Source organism: Candidatus Neomicrothrix sp. (genome assembly GCF_035329545.1).
Lineage (GTDB): Bacteria > Actinomycetota > Acidimicrobiia > Acidimicrobiales > Microtrichaceae > Microthrix > Microthrix subdominans.
The window spans coordinates 33,002-51,742 of record NZ_DAOLGP010000022.1 but is presented as its reverse complement, the minus strand read 5'-3'; the positions used below and the strand labels follow the sequence as shown (position 1 = coordinate 51,742).

The following is an 18,741-nucleotide window of genomic DNA, read 5'->3' as shown; positions in this document are numbered from 1 at the left end:
GCAGTGCGCCAGTGTGCCCGGGGCGGGATTCGAACCCGCACGGAGAGTGAACTCCCAGGGGGTTTAAGCCCCCTGCGTCTGCCAGTTTCGCCACCCGGGCCAGGCGGCCAACCGTACCGCCCGGCGAGACGCCGCTCAGGCGGCGGCCCGGTCGGTCGCGGTACCGGTGGCCGCCGCCCACAACACCCGTCGCCAGTGGGCGGAGGCGCGGGCATCGAGCGCATTGACCGCCAACACGCCGTCGATCAGGTCGGCACACACCGCCGCCTCGGGGCGGCCACCCAGCCGGATGGCCACCACCGGGCTGCCGTCCGGGCGGCGCTTGAGCGTGCGGTCGAGGCCGGGCGTGGCCGGCGGGCTGCGAAACACGGGAACGGCGAGGCCACCGCGTCGGGCCTCCGCCGCCACCCGGCGGCTGGTTCTGGCGAAATCAAGCGAGGTCACGTTCACGAAAGCCATCATGGCGATCCGCTGTGACACTCAAGCCTGCGACCACGGACGAGACCTCGTGCTGAACAACACTGCGCGCATATCCTCTGCGTTTGGAAGTCGGCGCGATGCGGCTCCAGCGGTGAGCGTCGCGATTTCATGATTCAAGGGCGGTACAGACGATGCAGGCACTCCCCCGGGCTCGACGGGGCCGCACCCTCGCGGCCCTGGGCGCAACCACCCTGTTGCTGCTGTCGACCTCGTGCTCGAGGAGCAAAGTGCGGGTCGAACGGGTGGAGCGCCAGGTGCAGCTCGACGCCGACGGGCGAGTGGTCGACAGCTCGGCCAGCTCGACGACGTTCATCGAGGACGACGCAGGATCGACCACGACGAACAAGACACCCAAGGCGCCACCGCTCACCGAGGACCTGGCCACCGACGGCACGGCGGCGGTCGACTGCGGGCAGGGCGCCAGGAAGGTCGAGCTGATCGACGGCGGCGCCGGTACCAAGTTGGCCGACGGCACGAGCGTGCAGATCGAGCGGGCCGGCACCGCCCGCCTGGACGACTTCGACGGGGACGGCTTGGACGACCTGGCGGCCGCCTATCGATGCAGCGAGGGTCAGGAGCAGGTGGCGCTGTCGCTCAGCTTCTGGCACGCCTCGGCAAAACAGCCAACGCTCTCCGCCGTGTCGGTCGCACCGATCGAGCGGACCTCGACCGTGATCATCCCCGATGCGCCCGGTGACCGTCGGGTCGACCTGTCGGTGCTGGCGCCGGACGCGCAGACACAGGATCCGCAGGGCCAACAGACCGTGCGCCAGGTGCAGGCCATCGTCGGCGGCGGTCGCTTGAAGCTGGTGTCCGACAAGCCCCCGACGAGTGTCGATGGCGGCGAATCCCTGCCGGTCACCGAGTTTCCCGATCGCCTCGACCTCACCGCCGCCGGCCTTGGCCCGCTGCGCCTCGGCGCCACCGAGGGCGAGCTGACCGAAGCGCTGTCGCTGGTCGTCTCTCAGGTGCAGTACCCAGCGGTGCCACCCTGCTTCGTCGGCGTCGAACGGGTGCTGCAGGTCGGACCGATCTATTTCGGGCTGGCCCAAGACAAGCTGCGGTCCATCTGGGTGACCGGGGCCTCGCTGACCACGACCGAGCGCGCCATCCCCATCGCCGTCGCGCCCGGGCCGGGCGTCTCGGTGCTGACCGTCGGTGCGGTCATCGATGCGTCCAACCCGCCAGATGGGCTGTCGGTGCTCGGCTTCGGCGAGGACTGGGTGGGGCTGGGCGCCACCGCACCGCCAAGCACCGTGTCGCTGGCGGCCGAAGCGGAGGCTCCCGGGGCCTTCGGCCGCAACGTCAGCGGCTTCGGTCTCGCCGAGCGGGTCTGTTTGAGGAGCGACTTCGCCGGCGCCCCTGGCTGACCCGAGCACGTCGCGGCACGGCGGCGCCCCCTCTATGCTGAGCTGATGACCCTCCCGGCGGGACCCAACTTCAACCGCTGCCCGACCGGCGCGCATCATGGCTGAGCGCCCCGGCGATCGGCCCGAGGCACCGGTGGTGTCGCTCGCCGAGAAACGGCATCAACATGTCGACGACCCGCTGACCGCCGGGCGGGAACTGGTGCACGTGCCGACGACCGAGAAGGCGATGGCACCCGACGACGACCCCCGCCTCGGCGACGTGGACGAATGGGGCCGTTCCGAACGGATGCGCGGGTTGGTCCGCCGGGCGTTTGACCCGGTCTACCGCCACTACTTCCGGGCGGAGTGGGAGGGGCTTGAGCACATCCCCACCGATGGTGGTGCCCTGCTGGTGGCCAACCACGCCGGCGCTGTGCCCTCCGATGCCCCGGTGATCATGCACGGCATCGAGACCGAGCTCGAACGCCCGGTCTACGGGCTGGCCGACAACTTCTTCCGCAAAATCCCCGTCGTCGGCACCCTGTGGTCGCGGGCGGGGGGACTGCCCGCCCACCCGGACAATGCCTACCGGCTGCTCAACGGACAGGGTCAGCTGGTGCTGGTGTTCCCTGAGGGCGTCAAAGGCACGTCGAAGACGATCGCCAACCGCTACAAGCTGGCTCGCTTCGGACGGGGCGGGTTTGTCGAGATCGCCATGCGGGCGGTCGCCGTCATGGGCAACGAGGAGGCCAACCCGATCCTCTGGAGGCTTCCGGGGGCGAAGATGCTCGGCGTGCCGTACCTGCCGGTGACACCCCAGAGCCTCGTGCTCGGGCCGCTCGGCACGTTGGTGCCGCTGCCGGCCAAGTTCAAACTGCGGGTGTTGCCGCCGGTCACCTTCGACGTGCCGCCGTCCCAGCACCGCTACTCCCGCACCCGCATCATGGATGGCTCCCAGGAGATCCAAGGCAAAATACAAGAGGCCCTCTACGAGATGGTGGCCGAACGACGGAACTGGTGGGGTGGCTGACGTGGCGAAGCGAACCGGACCGTCCAATGTGCTGATCACCGGCCTGAGCAGCTTCTGGGGCGGACGCGTCGCCAAGGCGCTCGAGGCCGACGAACGCGTTGACTACATCGTCGGGCTCGACGTCGAGGAGCCGACGATCGAGCTGGAGCGGACCGAATACGTCCGCACGGACCAGAACTATTCGATGCTGTCCCGGATCGTCGAGGAATGCGGCATCGACACGATCCTGCACACGTTCCTGATCGTCGACCCGACCCAGTCGACCAGCCGCCTGATGCACGAGATCAACGTGATCGGCACGATGAACCTGTTCGCTGCCGCCAGCGCCCCCGGCTCGACCGTGCGCACCGTCGTCGTCAAGAGCTCCGCCATGGCCTACGGGACCGCACCCGAGGATCCCACCTGGTTCACCGAGAACACGCCCCGCAGCCGCAGCCCGAGATCCAACGTCGAGCGGTCGATCGCCCAGGTTGAGGGGTACGTGCGGGACTTCAACCTCGACAATCCCGAGGTGGCGGTGTCGATGCTGCGCTTCGCCAACGTGCTGGGCGCCGACATTCGCACCCCGCTGACCCGGGCCCTCGAGTTGCCCGTCGTTCCTGCGGTCATGGGCTTCGACCCCCGCCTTCAGTTCGCCCACGAGGACGATGTGGTCAGCTCGATCCTGTTTGCCATGAACCACCGGCTGGCCGGCACCTACAACGTGGCCGGCGACGGCCTGCTGCCCTGGAGCGAGGTGATCTCGATGGTCGGCAAACGCCCGGCCTTCCTCCCGGCGATCGGCGCCGACCTGGCCACCTGGCCGCTGCAGCGGCTCAACCTGCTCGACCTGCCCCCCGCCTACCTGGCGCTGCTGCGCTACGGGCGGGGCATCGACAACTCCAAGCTGAAAGCAGCCGGATTCGGCTACGACTACACATCGGCCCAGGCGGTCGACAGCTTCGTCCGGGCCCTGCGCTTGCGACGCACGATCGGGCGTCACCGGCCGAAGTATCGCTACGAACGCGACGTCGAGCAGTTCTTTCGCCACTCCCCGGCGGTGCTGCGCAACCGCGTGGCCCCAAGCGAGGAGTAGGCGAGGTGGACGACACCGAGGCTCGCCCGCTGGTGCGCGTCGAGCGGCGCGATCACGTGGCTGTCCTCACCCTCGACGACCCACGCCGCGCCAACGCCTTCACGCTCGCCATGTGCGATCAGATCAACGTGGCGGTCGACGCATTGGAGTCCGACCCGGATGTGTCGGCCCTGGTCGTCACCGGGGCCGGGCCCGTGTTCTGCGCCGGCGCCGACCTGTCGTCGCTCGGCGACTCCCGCGAGCACGGGCTGCGCGCCATCTACGACGGCTTTCTGCGCATCGCCCGCTGTTCATTGCCGACGGTGGCCGCAGTCAACGGCGCCGCAGTCGGGGCCGGGATGAACCTGGCGCTGGCCGCCGACGTCCGGATCGTGTCGCCGTCGGCCCGCTTCGACACCCGCTTCCTCACACTGGGCATCCACCCCGGCGGAGGCCACAGCTGGATGCTGCGGAGGGCGGTCGGCCACCAGAACGCATCGGCAATGATGCTCTTCGGCCAGGTACTTGAGGGCGAGGAGGCCGAACGGCGAGGGCTGGCGTACCACTGCGTCGAGGCGGGCAGCCTGACCGACGCCGCCGTCGAGTTCGCCGCAGGTGCGGGCGCCGCCCCCCGGGAGCTGCTGATCCGCGCCACCGACACGCTGCGCACGATCGACACCGCCGCCACCCACGGCGAGGCGGTCGAACGCGAGCTGGTCACCCAGCTGTGGTCGATGGACCAGGGCGACTTCGCCGAGCGGCTGGCCGCGCTGTCGAAACGGATCCGGGTCGACCCGACAGCAGCCGACTGACCCGACGATCCGAGGGGGCGCTCACCAGACCCAGGTGCTGAGCAACTCCTCGCGCCGACCGACCCAGTCCTCGGACAACAGTGCGAAACGCTGATGGTCCTCCCAGGCGCCGTTGATCTCCAGCATGCCCCGGGTGATGCCCTCGCACGGGAGGTCCAGCTTCTCCATCACCCGCAGGCTGGCGGCGTTGCGGGGTAAAACCCCGGCCTCCACGCGATGCAACGCCAGGTCCTCGAACGCGAAACGCAACGCGAGCACCACGCCCTCGGGCACCAGCCCCCGCCCGGCGCACTGCCGATCGACCCAGTAGCCGAGCAGGGCTGTCTGGGCCGGCCCGCGCCGAATGTTGGACAGGTTGACCTCGCCGGCAAAGCCATCCTCGTGAAACAGGCCGAACCCGTAACCGGTGCCCAGCTCGATCTCGCGCATCCGGGCGGCACAGCGGGCGGCGAAGGCCCCCCGATCCTCGGTCGGGTCCAGCTGGCCCGACGGAACGATCGGCTCCCAGGGCGTCAGCCAATCTGCGGAGCGACGGCGCACGGTGCGCCAGGCCTCGAAATCGTGGTTGGTCAACACCCGAAGGGTGACGTGCCGACCGACGAGCACCGCGGTTCCCCGACGCTTGGCGGTCACCGACCAACGGGCCACGGTCAGGCCCTGTCGGCGGCCACGTCACCGGAAAGGGCCCGCGAGGCCAGGGCGTCGCGCACCGACCCGGTCGACACGACGCAGTCGGCGAAGCCCATGCGCCGCATGATCGTGACCAGGATGCAGCACCCGGCGACGATGAAGTCGACCCGCTCGGCCGGCAGCCCCGGATTGTGTCGCCGGTCGTCGGCCGACTCGGTGGCCATCGTGCGGAACACGTCCTCCACCTGCGCTTTGGACAGGCGCAGGCCGTGCAGCGCCCGCTCGTCCCACCCGCCCAGCTCGACCGCCCCGACCGTCTCGGCGGTGCCGGAGACGATCACCAACGTGGCCGCCTCGCCGAGTGCCGCCTCGTCGCTGAGCGCCTCGTCCAGCGTGGCCTCGGCGACCGACAGGCAGTTGGACAGCTCCTCGGGCAGGGGTGGGTCGCTCGGCAGGTACCGCTCGGTGAAGCGCACCGAGCCCATCTGCAACGACACCGAGGCGGTGAGTTCGGGACCGGGCTGTGCCAGGGTGCCGACCGCCAGCTCGGTCGACCCGCCACCGATGTCGACGACGAGGACCGGCCCGTCGAGGGTGGCCTCCAGTCGATCCGCCGCCGGGTCGAGCGCCGCCGTCAAGGCGCCCTCGAAGGTGAGGAAGGCCTCGTCGTCGCCGCTGATCACCCGGGGCAGGGCGCCGAGCACTGCGCCAGCCCGCTTGAGAAACTCGGCCCCGTTGGCCGCATCGCGGCTGGCCGAGGTGGCCGTGGCCACGGTCAGGTCGGCACCGGCGCCCGCAGCGGCGGTGGCGACCTCGCCAAGCACGGCGAGCGCCCGACCGATCGCCTCCTCCGACAACGAGCCCCGGACGTCGAGCCCCTCGCCCAGGTGCGTGTAGTAGGTGCGCCGAACCGGCGCCGCGTCCGGCACCAACAGACAGGTGTTGACCGTGTTGGTGCCGATGTCGACGGCCATGACGCAACGGGGTGTCTCTGCTCGCTCGCTCATCGTTCACCTTCCATGGGTTCGGGCCAGCCGACCGGGCCGGACGGGCCGATCAGCTCCACGCTCCGGCCTCGCTCGACCAGCCGCCGGGCCACCCAGGCGCCCGTCGGATCCTCGCCGCCCGCCAACCACCAGGCCAGGTGGGCGTGCAAGCACTTGCCGCCCCGGCGGGTGCCGCCAACGCCCCCGCTGGGACGAGGGCCGCCATGGCCCGCCGGCATGGCGGCGTCGCGCAGGGCCTCGTAGCGACTGTGGGCCACTGCCATGGCGTCCACACCCACTTCGTCCTCGGCCTGTCGCACCCCGCCCTCGGCCTCGATCGTGCCAACGCTGCGGTTGAGGTCCGGGTCGACCAGCCACCAGCGGGTGGGCATGGGGCGGCCGTCGGGCAGCACCGGTTCGTTTTCAATCACCGCCGGCGTGCCGCCGGGGCGCCGGACGACCACCTCGAACGCTCCCTGGGGGCGACGGCCGAGCAGCTCGGCCACCGCCGCCACATCATCGCCAGAGGCGGGGTGGTCGACCTCGGGCGTCACGGCGCCGGGGTGGGGTCGTCGCGTCGGCCGAAGTAGGCCACGAGCGCCGCGACGACGGCGAGCACGCCGGACGTTGCCAGGGCCCGCCGCAACAGCGATGGGGCAATCAACTCGGGATCTGAAACAACCACGTCTACTCCGAAGCGGGAAGGCTCAGACTACCGGGCCGTGTCCGCTCGGGGGCTCCGTCGAGTGGGTCGGCGATCAGGCTGCGTCACCGCCGACGGCCACAACAGCACCGCCTTCGGCGGCTACAACACAGAATCGCGAATATCGAAGCGGCGACGGATCACGTCCCCCAGGTAGTTCAACGTCAGCACGGTCAAAAAGATGAACAGCGACGGTCCGAAGATGATCCACGGCTGATCGAGGTTGATTGCGTTGCGGTTGGCGGCGATGATCGAACCCCACGACGTGGCCGGCGAGGACACGCTGGCCCCCAGCAGGGCCAGGCCGCCCTCGGCGACGATGGCGACGCCGACGCCGAGCAGCCCGATCACCAGCATCGAGGGCAGCACGTTGGGCAGGATTTCCCGCCACATGATCCGCAACGGCTTGGCGCCCATCGCCTTGGCCGCCGTCACGAACTCGCGGTCGGCCACCGCCAGCGTCGAGGCGCGCGCGATCCGGCCGAGCACCGGGATCGACACCACGCCCAGCGCACCGGCCAGCACGAAGATGCGCGGCGTGGGGTTGACCAGATCGGGGTCGGCAGGGTCGAACGCGGCGACGAGCGCCAGCGCCAAAATGATGGCGGGGATGGCCAGGAACGTATCGAAAAAGATCGACAACACCGTATCGACCTTGCCACGCAGGTACCCGGCGAAAATGCCCATCGTCCCGCCGATCACCATGCCGACCGACACGGCGACGAACCCGACCAGCAGCGAGACCCGGCCCCCGTAGAGCGTGAGGCTGAAGACGTCCTTGCCGATCTTGTCCAGCCCGAACGGGTGGCTGAGGCTGGGCCCGAAGTAGGGCTGGCCGGCGGCGTCGACCGGGATGTCGACCGTCTCGGTCGTCGTCGGGATCGGCAGGTAGGGGGCAAGAATCGCCCCGCCGACGACGAAGACGATCCAGGCCATCGCCAGGATGGCCGCCGGCCCGAACCGGCGCTTCTTGACGGGTGAAACGATGTCCTCCGCCTCGGACGGAAACCCAAAGTCGGGTGCGGGTACGACCGCCCCCGGGGTGAGCACCGCCGGCATGCTGCCGATGGCGGACGGGATTTCGGAGGGCGTTGGCTCAGGCACGTCGTATCCTCGGGTCGACGACGGTGTAGGCTAAGTCGACGAACACGTTCACCGCCACGTACAGCACGGCGAAGATCGCCACGATCGACTGCACCGCCACCAGCTGGCGACCACCGATCGCGCTGGCGGCCAGCAGGCCCATGCCCGGCAGCTGGAAGACGACCTCGATCACGAGTGCGCCGCCGATCAGGGTGCCGATGTTGAGGCCGGCTGCGGTCAGCAGCGTGATCGAGCTGGGCCGCAACGCATGGCGCCACAGGATGCGCTGCGTGCTGATGCCCTTGGCCCGGGCCATCGTGATGAAGTCCTGTTGCAGGGTGGCGATCATGTCGGCCCGCAGCAACCGGGCGTAGATCGCCACCTGGCCCAGCGCCAGGCTGACCGCCGGCAGGAACATGAACTGGAAGTTGGTTACCGGGTCCTCCCACAGCGGGACATACCCGCCGCGGGTGCGAAACAGCCCCATCTTGAAGCGCACGTAGTACGACAACATGAAGCCGAGCACGAAGGCGGGCAGGGCCAGGAACAGGAACGAGCTGGACGAGATCACCCGGTCCAGCCAGCCGCCCGCCCTGTAGGCCGCGGCGACGCCGAGCGGGATCGCCAGCCCCAGGGCGATGATCTGGGCATACACCATCAGCGTCAGGCTGACCGGCAAGGCGTCGGCCACCTGGGTCGACACCTCGGTGGACGACGTGGGGCCCGAGTAGGTCTTGCCCAGGTCGCCGGTGACAAAGCCACCCAGCCAGTTGACGTAGCGCACCGGCAGCGGATCGGAGATGCCGAGCTCGTCGGCGATCTCGGCCCGTTGCTGATCGCTGGCAAAGGGCGCCACCACGGCGGCGGGATCGCCGGGCAGAAAGCTGACCAGCAGCGACGCGAACAGCGTCACCAGGAACAGCACCACGACGAGACGCCCCAGCCGGGGCAGCAACGACCTCACCGACTACCTTCCTCGGTCGTCACGAGCCCCCACCCTCTACCCAGATCCCGTCGACCGGGGTGCCGGTGGCCAGCCCGGTGTAGGGCTTCATATCCTTTTGGTCCGGCCCGAGGATCCCGTGGACTTCGGGGACCGATGCGATGGTCCACAGGCTCCAGTTGAGCCACAGGTTATGGGCCTGTTCGGCGAAGCGCTTGTTCATGTTCTCGTAGATCTCGGCCCGCTTCGCCTCGTCGGGCTCCGAGCGCCCCTCGTCGAGCGCCTTGTCGATCTCGGGGTCGTTGATCTTCCCGAAGTTCACCGGCGAACCCGTGTGCCACCACACGTACTGCGTGTCCGGGTCGCCGCCCGGATGGTTGCGGAACAGCATCATCTGGAAGTCGCCGCCGATCGCACGGTCGATCAGCGCGGCCTGGTCGGTCGAGGTCAGCTTGACGTCGATGCCGGCGTCGGCCAGCTGGCTCTGAATCAGTTCGGCGTTGGTCTTGGTCGACGGATCGCTGGCATAGGAGAGGGTGAACGACAGGTCCTTGCCGGTCGCCTTCTTGTAGGCCGCTGCGTGCTCCTTGGCCTTGTCGACGTCGTAGGACGGGAACCCGGTGTCCTCGACGTAGCCCATGTTGCCCGGCGCAAACGGGCCGGAGGCGACCTCCTGAAGACCACCGGTGCGCAGCTTGGTGAACTCCTCGCGGTCGACGCCGTAGGCGACGGCCAGGCGGGCGTCCAGGTTGTCGAACGGCGCCTTCGCCTCGTTGTTCATCCCGTAGCTCACCTCGGCGGCATCCGAGTTGGAGATCTCGTTGATCTGGCCGCTGTCGGCGAGCGGGGCCAGCTGCTGGGCGGCCTCGCCGCCCGATGCGTGGATGATGTCGAACTGACCGGTCTGGAGGCCCTCGACTCGGCTGTTGGTGTCGGGCACCGGCCGGTACTCGATCTCGTCCAGGTACGGCAGCGCGTTGCCGTCGGCGTCCGTCTGCCAATAGTCGGGGTTCTTGTCGGCCACGAACTTGTCGTTGACCTTCCAGTCCTTCAGCTTGAAGGGCCCGGTGCCGATCAGGTCCTTGTCGCAGTTGTCGGCGTTGTCCAGCTGGGCCTGGGCCATGATGCCCAGACGACCACTGGAGAACAGGAAGCTGGGCAGCGCGGGCCACGGCTTCTTGGTCGTGATCTTGACCGTCGAGGCGTCGGTGGCCTCCACCGTGTCGATGTTGTCGAGCACGAAGATGAACAGCAGCGGCTTGCGCCCTGCGTACTGGCCCCGGTAGGCGTCGAGGTTGTTCTTCACCACCTCGGCGGTCAGGTCGGTGCCATCGTGAAACTTCACGTCCTCACGGATTTTCAGGGTCCACTCGTCGAAGGCGTCGTTGGGCTCGATCGACTCGGCGAGCATCGGCACCATCTTGCCCGACTCGTCGGGCTGCACCAGCGTGTCGTAGATCGTGCGTGCCACCTGGATGCCGGCGATGGCCAGCTGGCCCTCGGGCAGGCACCAGCCGGCGTTGGTCTCGGCCTCGAGGGCGTAGATCACCCGCCCGCCGGGTACCGGGGTGCCCTCGTCACCAGAAGCGCTCGCGGTCTTGCCCCCCGAGTCCCCGCCACCTCCGCACGCCGCAGCGACCAGGCCCATGGCCAGTGCCGCTGCGATTCCACGCGTTCGTCGAGACGTTCCCATGCCTGCTCCCCCAACTCATTCGATCGGTCCACCAAGTGCCGACGCCGTGTGACGGCTGCCGCACGGCGCACTGTATACGCGAAACCCCGTGGCGCAAGGTGCAAACCGTTCGGGTTTCGGACGCCCGCTAGGGATCGACCCACAGGCCGGACACGGGCTGACCGGTGGCCAACCCCGGGAACGGCTCCCCGCCGTCGACCTTGGGGTCCAGCACGCCATGAACGGTCGGCGCGCTGATGACGCCCCATTTGGACCAGGTGGTCCAGATACCGTGCGCCTGATCGGCAAAGCGGCGGTTGAGCTCCTGGTAGATCTTGGCCCGCTCGTCCGGGTCGGTGGTCAGCCGGCCCTCTTCGAGCAACCTATCGACCTCCGGGTCATCGATTCGACCGAAGTTGACCGGCGAGCCGCTGTGCCACCAGATGTACTGCAGGTCGGGGTCGCCTCCGGGGTGGTTACGCCACAACATCATGTCGAAGTCACCGGCGATGGCCCGATCGATCGAGGCGGACTGCTCCATGGTCTGCAGCTTCATCTCGATGCCCGCCTCGGCCAGCTGCGACTGGATCAGCTCCTGGGCCGACTGGTCACCGCCTCCGCCCGGGGAGGGCGCCACGAAGCTGAGCTTCTGTCCCGTGGCCTGCTCGTAAGCCGCAACGTGTTTCTTGGCGGCCGACAGGTCGAACGGCGGCATGGGGGTGTCCTCGACGTAGCCCATCGAGCCGGGCGCAAACGGCCCCGACGCCACCTCCGTCTTTCCCTGGTTGAGGGTTTGGTTGAGCGCCTCCCGGTCCAGCGCCGACGCCACCGCCAGCCGTGCATCGAGGTTGTCGAAGGGCGCCTTGGACTCGTTGAGCAGCAGGTAGGCAACCTCGGCAAAGTCGGAGGTGGTGATCAGGTTGGCCAGCCCCTCGTCGACGATGGTCTCGCCCTGAGAGATGGCGTCGCCGTTCTCGATGTGGGCGGCGTCGTAGGTGCCGGTCGCGACGCCTTCGATCCGTTGGGTCTGCTCTCCCTGGGGCCGAAACTCGATCTCGTCGAGGTACGGCAGCGGCTTGCCGTCCTCGCCTTCCTGCCAGTAGTCGGGGTTCTTCTCGGCGCTGAAGTGGTCGTTGACCTTCCACTCGGTCTTCACGAAGGGGCCGGTGCCAACCAGGTTCTCGTCGCATTCCTCGGCGTCGTCCAGCTGCGCCTGCCCGACGATCCCGAGCCGTCCGTCGCTCCACAGAAAGCTGGGAAAGGCCGGCCACGGGGTCTTGGTGGTGACCGTGACCGTCAGGTCATCGGTGGCCTCCACCGTGTCGATGTGGTCGAGCACGAACAGGAACAACAGCGAGCTGCGCCCCTCGTAGGCTCCCCGGTAGGCGTCGAGGTTGTTTTTCACCACCTCGGCGGTCAGGTCGGTGCCGTCGTGAAACGTCACGCCCTGGCGCAGCAGAATCGTCCACGAGTCGAAGGTGTCGTTCGGCTCGACCGACTCGGCCAGCATCGGTGCCATCTCGCCCGACGCGTCGGGCTGCACCAGCGTGTCGTAGATCGCTCGGGCCACCTGAATGCCCGAGATGGCCAGCTGGGCCTCGGGCAGGCACCAGCCCGAGGCGGTCTCGCTTTCGACGGCGTAGATCACCTGGCCGCCGCGTTGGGGGGTGCCTTCGGCGACACCGCCTTCAGGGCCGCCGGAGGAGTCCCCACCACCGCCGGCGCCGAGGTCGAGACACCGCCTACCCCTGCTCGATCCACAGTCCCGAAACCGGCTGTCCGGTGGCCAACCCCGGGAACGGGGGGTTTCCGTCGACCGGAGGGCCCATCACGCCGTGAACGGTCGGCGCGCTGATGACGCCCCACTTGGTCCAGGTGAGCCAGACGTTGTGGACCTCCTTGGCAAACTGACGGTTGAGGTCCTCGTAGATCTTGGTGCGCTCCGCCTGGTCGGAGGAGACCCGGCCCTCCTCGAGCAGCCGGTCGATCTCGGGGTCGTCGAGGCGACCGAAGTTGACCGGCGAGCCGGTGTGCCACCAGACGTACTGCAGGTCCGGGTCGCCGCCCGGGTGGTTGCGCCAGGTCAGGGCGCCGAAGTCGCCGGAGATGGCACGGTCGATCTCGGCCGACTGGTCGGTCGACTGCAGCTTCATCTCGATGCCGGCCTTTGCCAGCTGGGCCTGCCACAGCTCGACGGCGGCCTGGGCGTCGGCGCTGCCCGCATAGGGCACGGTGAAGCTGAGCTTCTTGCCCGCCTCCTTCTCGTACGCGGCCACGTGCTTCTTGGCGGCGGCGAGGTCGAAGCCCGGCATGCCGGCGTCCTTGAGATACCCCATCGTGCCGGGCGCAAAGGGTCCCGAAGCCACCTCGAGCAGTCCGTCGTTGAGGATCTGGTTGGCCGTCTCCGGGTCGAGTGCCTGGGCGACCGCAAGCCGGGCGTCCTTATTGTCGAACGGCGGCTTCGACTCGTTGAACAGGAAGTAGTTCACCTCGGCGTAGTCCGAGTTGTCCACCAGGTTGACCACCCCTTGCTCGGCCAGCGGCTGGGCCTGGGCGAGGGCCACGCCCCCCTGGATGTGGGCGGCGTCGTAGGTGCCGGTCTGGATGCCCTCGATGCGCTGGGTCAGCTCCGCCTGGGGCCGGAACTCGATCGTGTCCAGGTAGGGCAGTGGCTTGCCGTCCTCGCCCTCCTGCCAGTAGTCGGGGTTCTTCTCGGCGGTGAAGTGGTCGTTGATCTTCCACTCCTTCTTCACGAACGGACCGGTGCCGACCAGGTTCTCGTCGCAGCCTTCGGCGTCGTCCAGCTGAGCCTGCCCGACGATGCCCAGGCGGCCGTCGTTCCACAGGAAGCTGGGAAAGGACGGCCACGGGGTCTTGGTCGTCACCTTGACCGTCAGGTCGTCGGTGGCCTCGACCGTGTCGATGTTGTCGAGCACGAACACGAACAACAGCGGCTGGCGGGCCGGGTACTGACCCCTGTACGCGTCGAGGTTGTTCTTCACCACCTCGGCGGTCAGGTCGGTGCCGTCGTGAAACTTCACGCCTTTGCGCAGGTTGATCGTCCACTCGTCGAAGGTGGCGTTCGGCTCGACCGACTCGGCCAGCATCGGCTTCATGTCGCCGGACGCATCGGGTTGCAGCAGCGTGTCGTAGATCGCCCGGGCCACCTGGATGCCCGAGATGGCCAACTGGGCCTCCTGAAGGCACCAGCCCGAGTTGGTCTCGCCCTCCAGGGCATAGATCACCTCGCCGCCCCGTTGGGGTGTGCCCTCGTCCCCGTCGCCCTCGGCGCCGCTGGAGGCGTCCCCTCCCCCACCACCGCAGGCGGCGGCGCTCAGGGTCAGTGCCAAAACTGCTGCGATACTGCGCGTTCGTCGAGCTGTTCCCATCGTGTGCCCCTCAGGTGATCTGTGAATCATCCCGACCCTAGGTCAGCGATCTCTCCGTTGGAACCTTGGAGTAGCGGACCTACGGGTCCGTCGATGCCGGGGCCGCCGGGTCGAAGTCCCAGCCCTTGGCCACCCACGGCGGCACCTCGCCGCCCTCGGTCGGCGGCAAGACGACGTAGCTCTCCTCGCCGGGAAAGACCATGCCGTGGTTTCGGCGGGCGAGCACCTCGACCTGCTTGGGATCCTCGAGCTCGGCCTGGCGCCGCTCGAGCTCGGTCGTGTCGCCCTGGAGCTCGGCCAGTTCGGCGCGGGCCAGGCTCAGCTCCGAGCTCTGGCTGAACAGGTTGCGCACCGGAAGGGCGAGCAGGGCAAGAAACAGCGACACGACGGCCAACGCAACCACCCAAAACCAACGGCGACGGGTGGGCAGGCGGGCAGCCTTGGTGGCGGCTCCGTCGCCAGGTCGGGCCGTTGCGGCCCTTTTAGGACGGGGCGCCACGTCGCATCACCGGTCGCGGGCCCAGCGCCGCCCCGCCCTCGAAGACCGCCTCATCGCCCAGCTGCTCCTCGATGCGCAACAGCTGGTTGTACTTGGCGACGCGATCGCTTCGCGCTGGCGCACCGGTCTTGATCTGAGCGCAGTTGGTCGCCACCGCCAGGTCGGCGATCGTCGCGTCCTCGGTCTCGCCCGAGCGGTGGCTCATCACCGACGTATAGGCGTTGCGGGTGGCCAGCTGCACCGCTTCGAGGGTCTGGGTGAGGGTGCCGATTTGGTTGACCTTGACCAGGATCGAGTTGGCGACGCCGGAGTCGATCCCCCGCTGGAGGCGGGCCGGGTTGGTGACGAACAGGTCGTCGCCGACCAACTGGATGCGGTCGCCGAGGCTGGCGGTGAGCTGCGCCCAGCCATCCCAGTCCTCCTCGGCCATGCCGTCCTCGATCGACACGATCGGGTAGCGGTCACACAGGCCGCTCAGGTAGGCGACGAACTCGCCCGGTGCCAGGTCCCGGCCCTCTCCGGCCAGGCGGTAGAGCCCGTCGGAGTAGAACTCGGTGGACGCGGTGTCCAGGGCGAGGGCGATGTCCTCGCCGGGCGTCCGGCCGGCGGCCTCGATCGCTTCGACCAGCAGGGCCAGCGCTTCCTCGTTGGAGCCGAGGTTGGGCGCAAAGCCCCCCTCGTCGCCGACCGCCGTCGACAGTCCCCGGTCGGACAGCACCGACTTGAGGCCGTGGTAGCACTCGGTGCCCCAGCGCAGCGCCTCGGAGAACGAGGCCGCCCCGACGGGCACGATCATGAACTCCTGAAGGTCGACGTTGTTGTCGGCGTGCTCGCCGCCGTTGATCACGTTGAGCATCGGGAGGGGCAACACGCAGGCCGACACGCCGCCGACGTAGCGGTACAGCGGCAACTCCAGGCTGGACGCCGCCGCCTTGGCGACCGCCAGCGACACCCCCAGCACCGCGTTGGCTCCCAGACGTTCCAGGTTGTCGGTGCCGTCGCATTCCAACATCACCCGATCGACGCCGCGCTGGTCCAGCGCATCGAGGCCCAGCACCAGCTCGGCGATCTCACCGTTGACCGCTCCGACCGCGCCGAGGACGCCCTTGCCGGCGTACGCGTCACCGCCGTCGCGTCGCTCGACCGCCTCGAACGCACCGGTCGACGCGCCGGATGGCACCGCCGCCCGGCCGACCGACCCGTCGCTCAGGCCCACCTCCACCTCGACGGTGGGGTTTCCTCGAGAGTCGAGGATCTGTCGGGCCAGTACGTCATCGATGAAGCTCACGTGGGAAACGCCTTTCGCTCATGACCGGGGTGATCAACGCTAGCGCCGGAGCGGTGCGCCGACGCGGAGGGCGCCGCCTGTCACCGACAGCGTTCAGCGCCGCCGGACCCGTTTCGGGACGGGCGGCCTCGGGTCGGTACGGTACTTTGCGTGGCCGGATCCGAAGCGACGAGCACGACGGCGGCCGGATTGTTCGTCGAGATCTTGGGCCCACTGAGCGTGACCATGGACGGCCAACCGATCGGGCTCACCGGGCCCAGCCGGTGCGGCCTGTTCGCTCGTCTGGTGCTCGCGCACGGAGAGGCGGTCGGCTTCGACACGCTGATGGACGATCTCTGGCCCGGACGCGCCCCCGACTCCGCCAAGCGAAACCTGCAAACTCAGGTGCACAACCTGCGAGCACTGCCCGGCCTGGATCGGATCGAGACGATCGGCGGACGGGCCTACCGGTTGGTGCTGGCGCCCACCGAGCTCGATGCGGTGCTGGTCGATGACGCCTTTCACGCCGCCCGCAGCCTGGCAGCGGTCGATCCCGGCGCAGCTCTGACCCGAACGCGCGACGCCCTGGCGCGGTTTCGCGGGCCGCCCCTGAGCGAGTTCGCCAGCCAGGACTGGGCCCGCGGTGAAGCCGTCCGACTCGATCAGCTGCGCAAGGACGTACGGGCTCTCGAGATCGAGCTGCGCCTCGAGACGGGCGATGACGCCACCCTGATCTCGGAGCTCCGGGTGCTCAGCGAAGCCCACCCGGAGAACGAGCGGTACTGGGAGGCGCTGATGACCGCGCTGTACCGGGCCGGGCACCAGAAGGATGCCCTCGCCGCCTACCAGAGCGCACGCCGGCGCTTGGGCACCCAGTTCGGCCTGGAACCGGGCCCGGCGCTCAAGGCGCTCGAGCACCAGATCCTCAGACACGACCCCGGCCTGATCCGGGGAACCGCCATCGCCCCCACCAGCCCGCTCGAGGGGTGCAGCTGTTGGGTTGACGACGGTGCCACCCCACCGGTGGGTCGCACCGTCGAGTTGGCCCGCCTCGGCGCCGCCGTCGAGGCGCGAGCCCGGCTGATCGTGCTGAGCGGCGAGACCGGCAGCGGCAAGACCAAGTTGGTCACCGAGTTGGTTCGCGGCCTCCGAGCGGCGCCGCGCCACCGCACGGTGCTGTTCGGCTCATGCGACGACTCATTGAGCCGACCGTTTCCCGCGCTGGCCGATATCGCCGAACACGCCGAGATCCACAACCCCGGCCTGCTCACCGGCCTGGAGTCCAGCGCGTCGATGGAGACGCTGCGCCGGCTGATCGAACCCGAGGACGACGCCGCGGCGCCCCCGGCGACCGGCAGAAACGCGCTGGTGTCGGCGCTCAGCGCCCTGGTGGCGCGTGCCGGATCGTCGCAGGATGGTAACGGCACCCCGCCGTTGCTGATCATCGATCAGGTCCACGACATCGACACCGACACGCTCGATGTGATCGGCCGTCTGCTCGCCCCAATGGCTGCGACGCCGGTGACCGTCCTGTTGATCTCCCAACCATCGGGGTTGATCCCGACCGCCAACCTGGCCGATTGGCTGGGCACCCTGCCCCATCAGGTCGAGGTGGTCGAGATCGACCTCTTGCCGCTCGACGAAATCGCGGTTGGTGAGCTCGCCGAGGCTCTGGGCCGACCCGACGTCGATCGCGCCGAGTTGCTGTCCGGCAGCGGCGGCAACCCGATGTTCATCGCCCACCTGCTCGCAGACCGTGACGGAGCACCGATCACCACACCGCTCGCCCGGTTGGCACGGCGGCGGATCGCCCGCTGTTCGCCCGAGGCGGTCACCATGCTGCAGGCGGCGGCGATCACCGGCGCGCGGCCCCGCGGCTGGCTGACCGCTGCGCTGTCGGGCCTCGACGCCGATGCCGCTGCGTCGGCCCTCGGCGAGCTGCTCGACGACGGACTGCTCATCCGCCTGGCCAAGTCCCAACGCATGGACGATCGCAGCGACCCGGCCGCTGTCTCGGATCGGTATTGGTTCGTGCACGGCCTCATCCGACGTGTGATGTTGGAGGAGGTCGGGCCGGCGAAGCGCCAGGCGATGCACCGGCGGGCCGCCGAACTGCTGGCCGATCGTCGGGCGGGCGGCGATGTCGTCGGCGCCGGTGACATCGCCCGGCACTACCTCGCGGCTGCGCCGCTGGTCGGCCGCGCCCCGGCGATCGACTGGCTGCGGACATCGGCCGATTCGGCGGTTCGCAACTCGGCCTACGAGCGCGCCCATGCCGAGCTGGCCGCTGCGCTGGCTTTGGTCTCCGACGATGCCGACGACGACGTGCTGGCGGCGGAGCTCTTGATCGAGCGGGGCCGGGTCTGGTCGACCTTCGTCCACGAGGGCGACGGACGAGCGCTGCTTCATTCTGCGATCACCCGGGCCCGGCGAGCCGGCCGCCTCGACCTCGCCGCCCTCGCGGCACTCCACGTCGGCGGCGTCCTTCCGATGGGCGACGCTTCCGACCCGTCGATCCCCGCCCTCGTCACCGATGCCCTGGACTGGCTGGTCGACGACGAGCCGTTCCTGCGGGCCGAGCTGACCGCACGCCTGGCCGAACTCGGCTATTGGGATCTGTCCGAGTCGGCCCGGCGGGCCTTGTGCGACCAGGCCGAGCGCTTCTGCGACGCCGCCCCACCCGAGGTTCGGGCGCGGGTGGGGATCAACCGGTTCTGGGCCTGCGAGCTCGATGCCGGCCCGATCGCTGCGTGGCGGCTGATCGAGCGTCTCGACGATCTGGTCGCCCAAGCGGGCGACCAGATGCTGGCCCTGCAGGTGATCAAGTGCCGGCTGCACGCCACG

16 protein-coding genes, 1 tRNA gene and 1 pseudogene are annotated in these 18,741 nt (G+C 69.1%); 5 read left to right on the top strand and 13 right to left on the bottom strand.

The window, feature by feature from the left end; translation table 11 throughout:
* Positions 1-14: 14 nt before the first annotated feature.
* Positions 15-100: transfer RNA gene (locus tag PKD89_RS12730), tRNA-Leu, on the bottom strand.
* 35 nt (positions 101-135) lie between these two features.
* Complete coding sequence (locus PKD89_RS12725) at positions 136-450, bottom strand: hypothetical protein (RefSeq protein WP_287378288.1); 315 nt, start codon at positions 448-450, stop codon at positions 136-138.
* 161 nt (positions 451-611) lie between these two features.
* On the opposite strand from PKD89_RS12725, the gene PKD89_RS12720 reads away from it, so the two are divergent.
* The 4 genes from PKD89_RS12720 (at position 612) to PKD89_RS12705 (ending at position 4,725) form a co-directional block, all read left to right on the top strand.
* Positions 612-1,850, top strand: coding sequence for a hypothetical protein (locus tag PKD89_RS12720; RefSeq protein WP_289010537.1), 1,239 nt, complete (start codon positions 612-614; stop codon positions 1,848-1,850).
* 97 nt (positions 1,851-1,947) lie between these two features.
* Positions 1,948-2,859 (top strand): lysophospholipid acyltransferase family protein, encoded by a 912-nt coding sequence (locus PKD89_RS12715; protein ID WP_289010536.1) that lies wholly within the window; start codon positions 1,948-1,950, stop codon positions 2,857-2,859.
* A 1-nt stretch (position 2,860) separates the two neighbouring features.
* Positions 2,861-3,934, top strand: a complete 1,074-nt coding sequence (locus PKD89_RS12710; protein ID WP_289010535.1) for an NAD-dependent epimerase/dehydratase family protein — start codon at positions 2,861-2,863, stop codon at positions 3,932-3,934.
* Between the two features lie 5 nt (positions 3,935-3,939).
* Entirely contained in the window at positions 3,940-4,725 is a 786-nt protein-coding gene (locus PKD89_RS12705) for an enoyl-CoA hydratase (RefSeq protein WP_289010534.1), read from the top strand.
* Positions 4,726-4,746: 21 nt separating this feature from the next.
* Here PKD89_RS12705 and PKD89_RS12700 read toward each other — a convergent pair whose 3' ends face one another.
* The 11 genes from PKD89_RS12700 to eno form a co-directional block, all read right to left on the bottom strand.
* Positions 4,747-5,358 (bottom strand): GNAT family protein, encoded by a 612-nt coding sequence (locus tag PKD89_RS12700; protein ID WP_287378298.1) that lies wholly within the window; start codon positions 5,356-5,358, stop codon positions 4,747-4,749.
* A gap of 17 nt (positions 5,359-5,375) precedes the next feature.
* Positions 5,376-6,362 carry a hypothetical protein gene (locus PKD89_RS12695; RefSeq protein WP_287378300.1) on the bottom strand — a complete coding sequence of 329 codons (987 nt, stop codon included), beginning with the start codon at positions 6,360-6,362 and terminating at the stop codon, positions 5,376-5,378.
* Positions 6,359-6,895 (bottom strand): DUF501 domain-containing protein, encoded by a 537-nt coding sequence (locus PKD89_RS12690; RefSeq protein ID WP_289010533.1) that lies wholly within the window; start codon positions 6,893-6,895, stop codon positions 6,359-6,361. Before PKD89_RS12690 ends, PKD89_RS12695 begins: the two co-directional genes overlap by 4 nt.
* On the bottom strand, positions 6,892-7,026 hold the full coding sequence (locus tag PKD89_RS12685; protein ID WP_289010532.1) for a hypothetical protein: 135 nt from the start codon (positions 7,024-7,026) through the stop codon (positions 6,892-6,894). The genes PKD89_RS12690 and PKD89_RS12685 overlap by 4 nt, the downstream gene beginning before the upstream one ends.
* Before the next feature lie 120 nt (positions 7,027-7,146).
* A complete protein-coding gene (locus PKD89_RS12680; protein ID WP_287378305.1) occupies positions 7,147-8,148 on the bottom strand; it encodes an ABC transporter permease in 1,002 nt (333 codons plus the stop codon).
* Complete coding sequence (locus PKD89_RS12675) at positions 8,141-9,091, bottom strand: ABC transporter permease (RefSeq protein WP_287378307.1); 951 nt, start codon at positions 9,089-9,091, stop codon at positions 8,141-8,143. Before PKD89_RS12675 ends, PKD89_RS12680 begins: the two co-directional genes overlap by 8 nt.
* A gap of 19 nt (positions 9,092-9,110) precedes the next feature.
* Positions 9,111-10,763 (bottom strand): ABC transporter substrate-binding protein, encoded by a 1,653-nt coding sequence (locus PKD89_RS12670; RefSeq protein WP_287391550.1) that lies wholly within the window; start codon positions 10,761-10,763, stop codon positions 9,111-9,113.
* 127 nt (positions 10,764-10,890) lie between these two features.
* Positions 10,891-12,390: an ABC transporter substrate-binding protein gene (locus PKD89_RS12665; protein WP_289010531.1), complete on the bottom strand. Its 1,500-nt coding sequence runs from the start codon at positions 12,388-12,390 to the stop codon at positions 10,891-10,893.
* 94 nt (positions 12,391-12,484) lie between these two features.
* Positions 12,485-14,092 (bottom strand): ABC transporter substrate-binding protein, encoded by a 1,608-nt coding sequence (locus PKD89_RS12660; protein WP_289010530.1) that lies wholly within the window; start codon positions 14,090-14,092, stop codon positions 12,485-12,487.
* Positions 14,093-14,210: 118 nt separating this feature from the next.
* On the bottom strand, positions 14,211-14,630 hold the full coding sequence (locus PKD89_RS12655) for an FtsB family cell division protein (protein WP_287378314.1): 420 nt from the start codon (positions 14,628-14,630) through the stop codon (positions 14,211-14,213).
* The gene (gene eno, locus PKD89_RS12650) at positions 14,614-15,918 is read right to left on the bottom strand and encodes a phosphopyruvate hydratase (RefSeq protein ID WP_287391547.1); all 1,305 of its coding nucleotides are present in this window, start codon (positions 15,916-15,918) and stop codon (positions 14,614-14,616) included. Before eno ends, PKD89_RS12655 begins: the two co-directional genes overlap by 17 nt.
* A gap of 225 nt (positions 15,919-16,143) precedes the next feature.
* Between eno and PKD89_RS12645 the strand changes: the two are divergent.
* A pseudogene (locus PKD89_RS12645) lies at positions 16,144-17,433 on the top strand (BTAD domain-containing putative transcriptional regulator); the annotation flags it as partial.
* Positions 17,434-18,741: the final 1,308 nt, after the last annotated feature.

Excerpts from the sequence above, each read along its gene's own strand:
- PKD89_RS12720 (WP_289010537.1), top strand. The coding sequence starts at position 612 with ATGCAGGCACTCCCCCGGGCTCGACGGGGCCGCACCCTCGCGGCCCTG.
- PKD89_RS12715 (WP_289010536.1), top strand. The coding sequence starts at position 1,948 with ATGGCTGAGCGCCCCGGCGATCGGCCCGAGGCACCGGTGGTGTCGCTC.
- PKD89_RS12695 (WP_287378300.1), bottom strand. The coding sequence starts at position 6,362 with ATGAGCGAGCGAGCAGAGACACCCCGTTGCGTCATGGCCGTCGACATC.
- PKD89_RS12670 (WP_287391550.1), bottom strand. The coding sequence starts at position 10,763 with ATGGGAACGTCTCGACGAACGCGTGGAATCGCAGCGGCACTGGCCATG.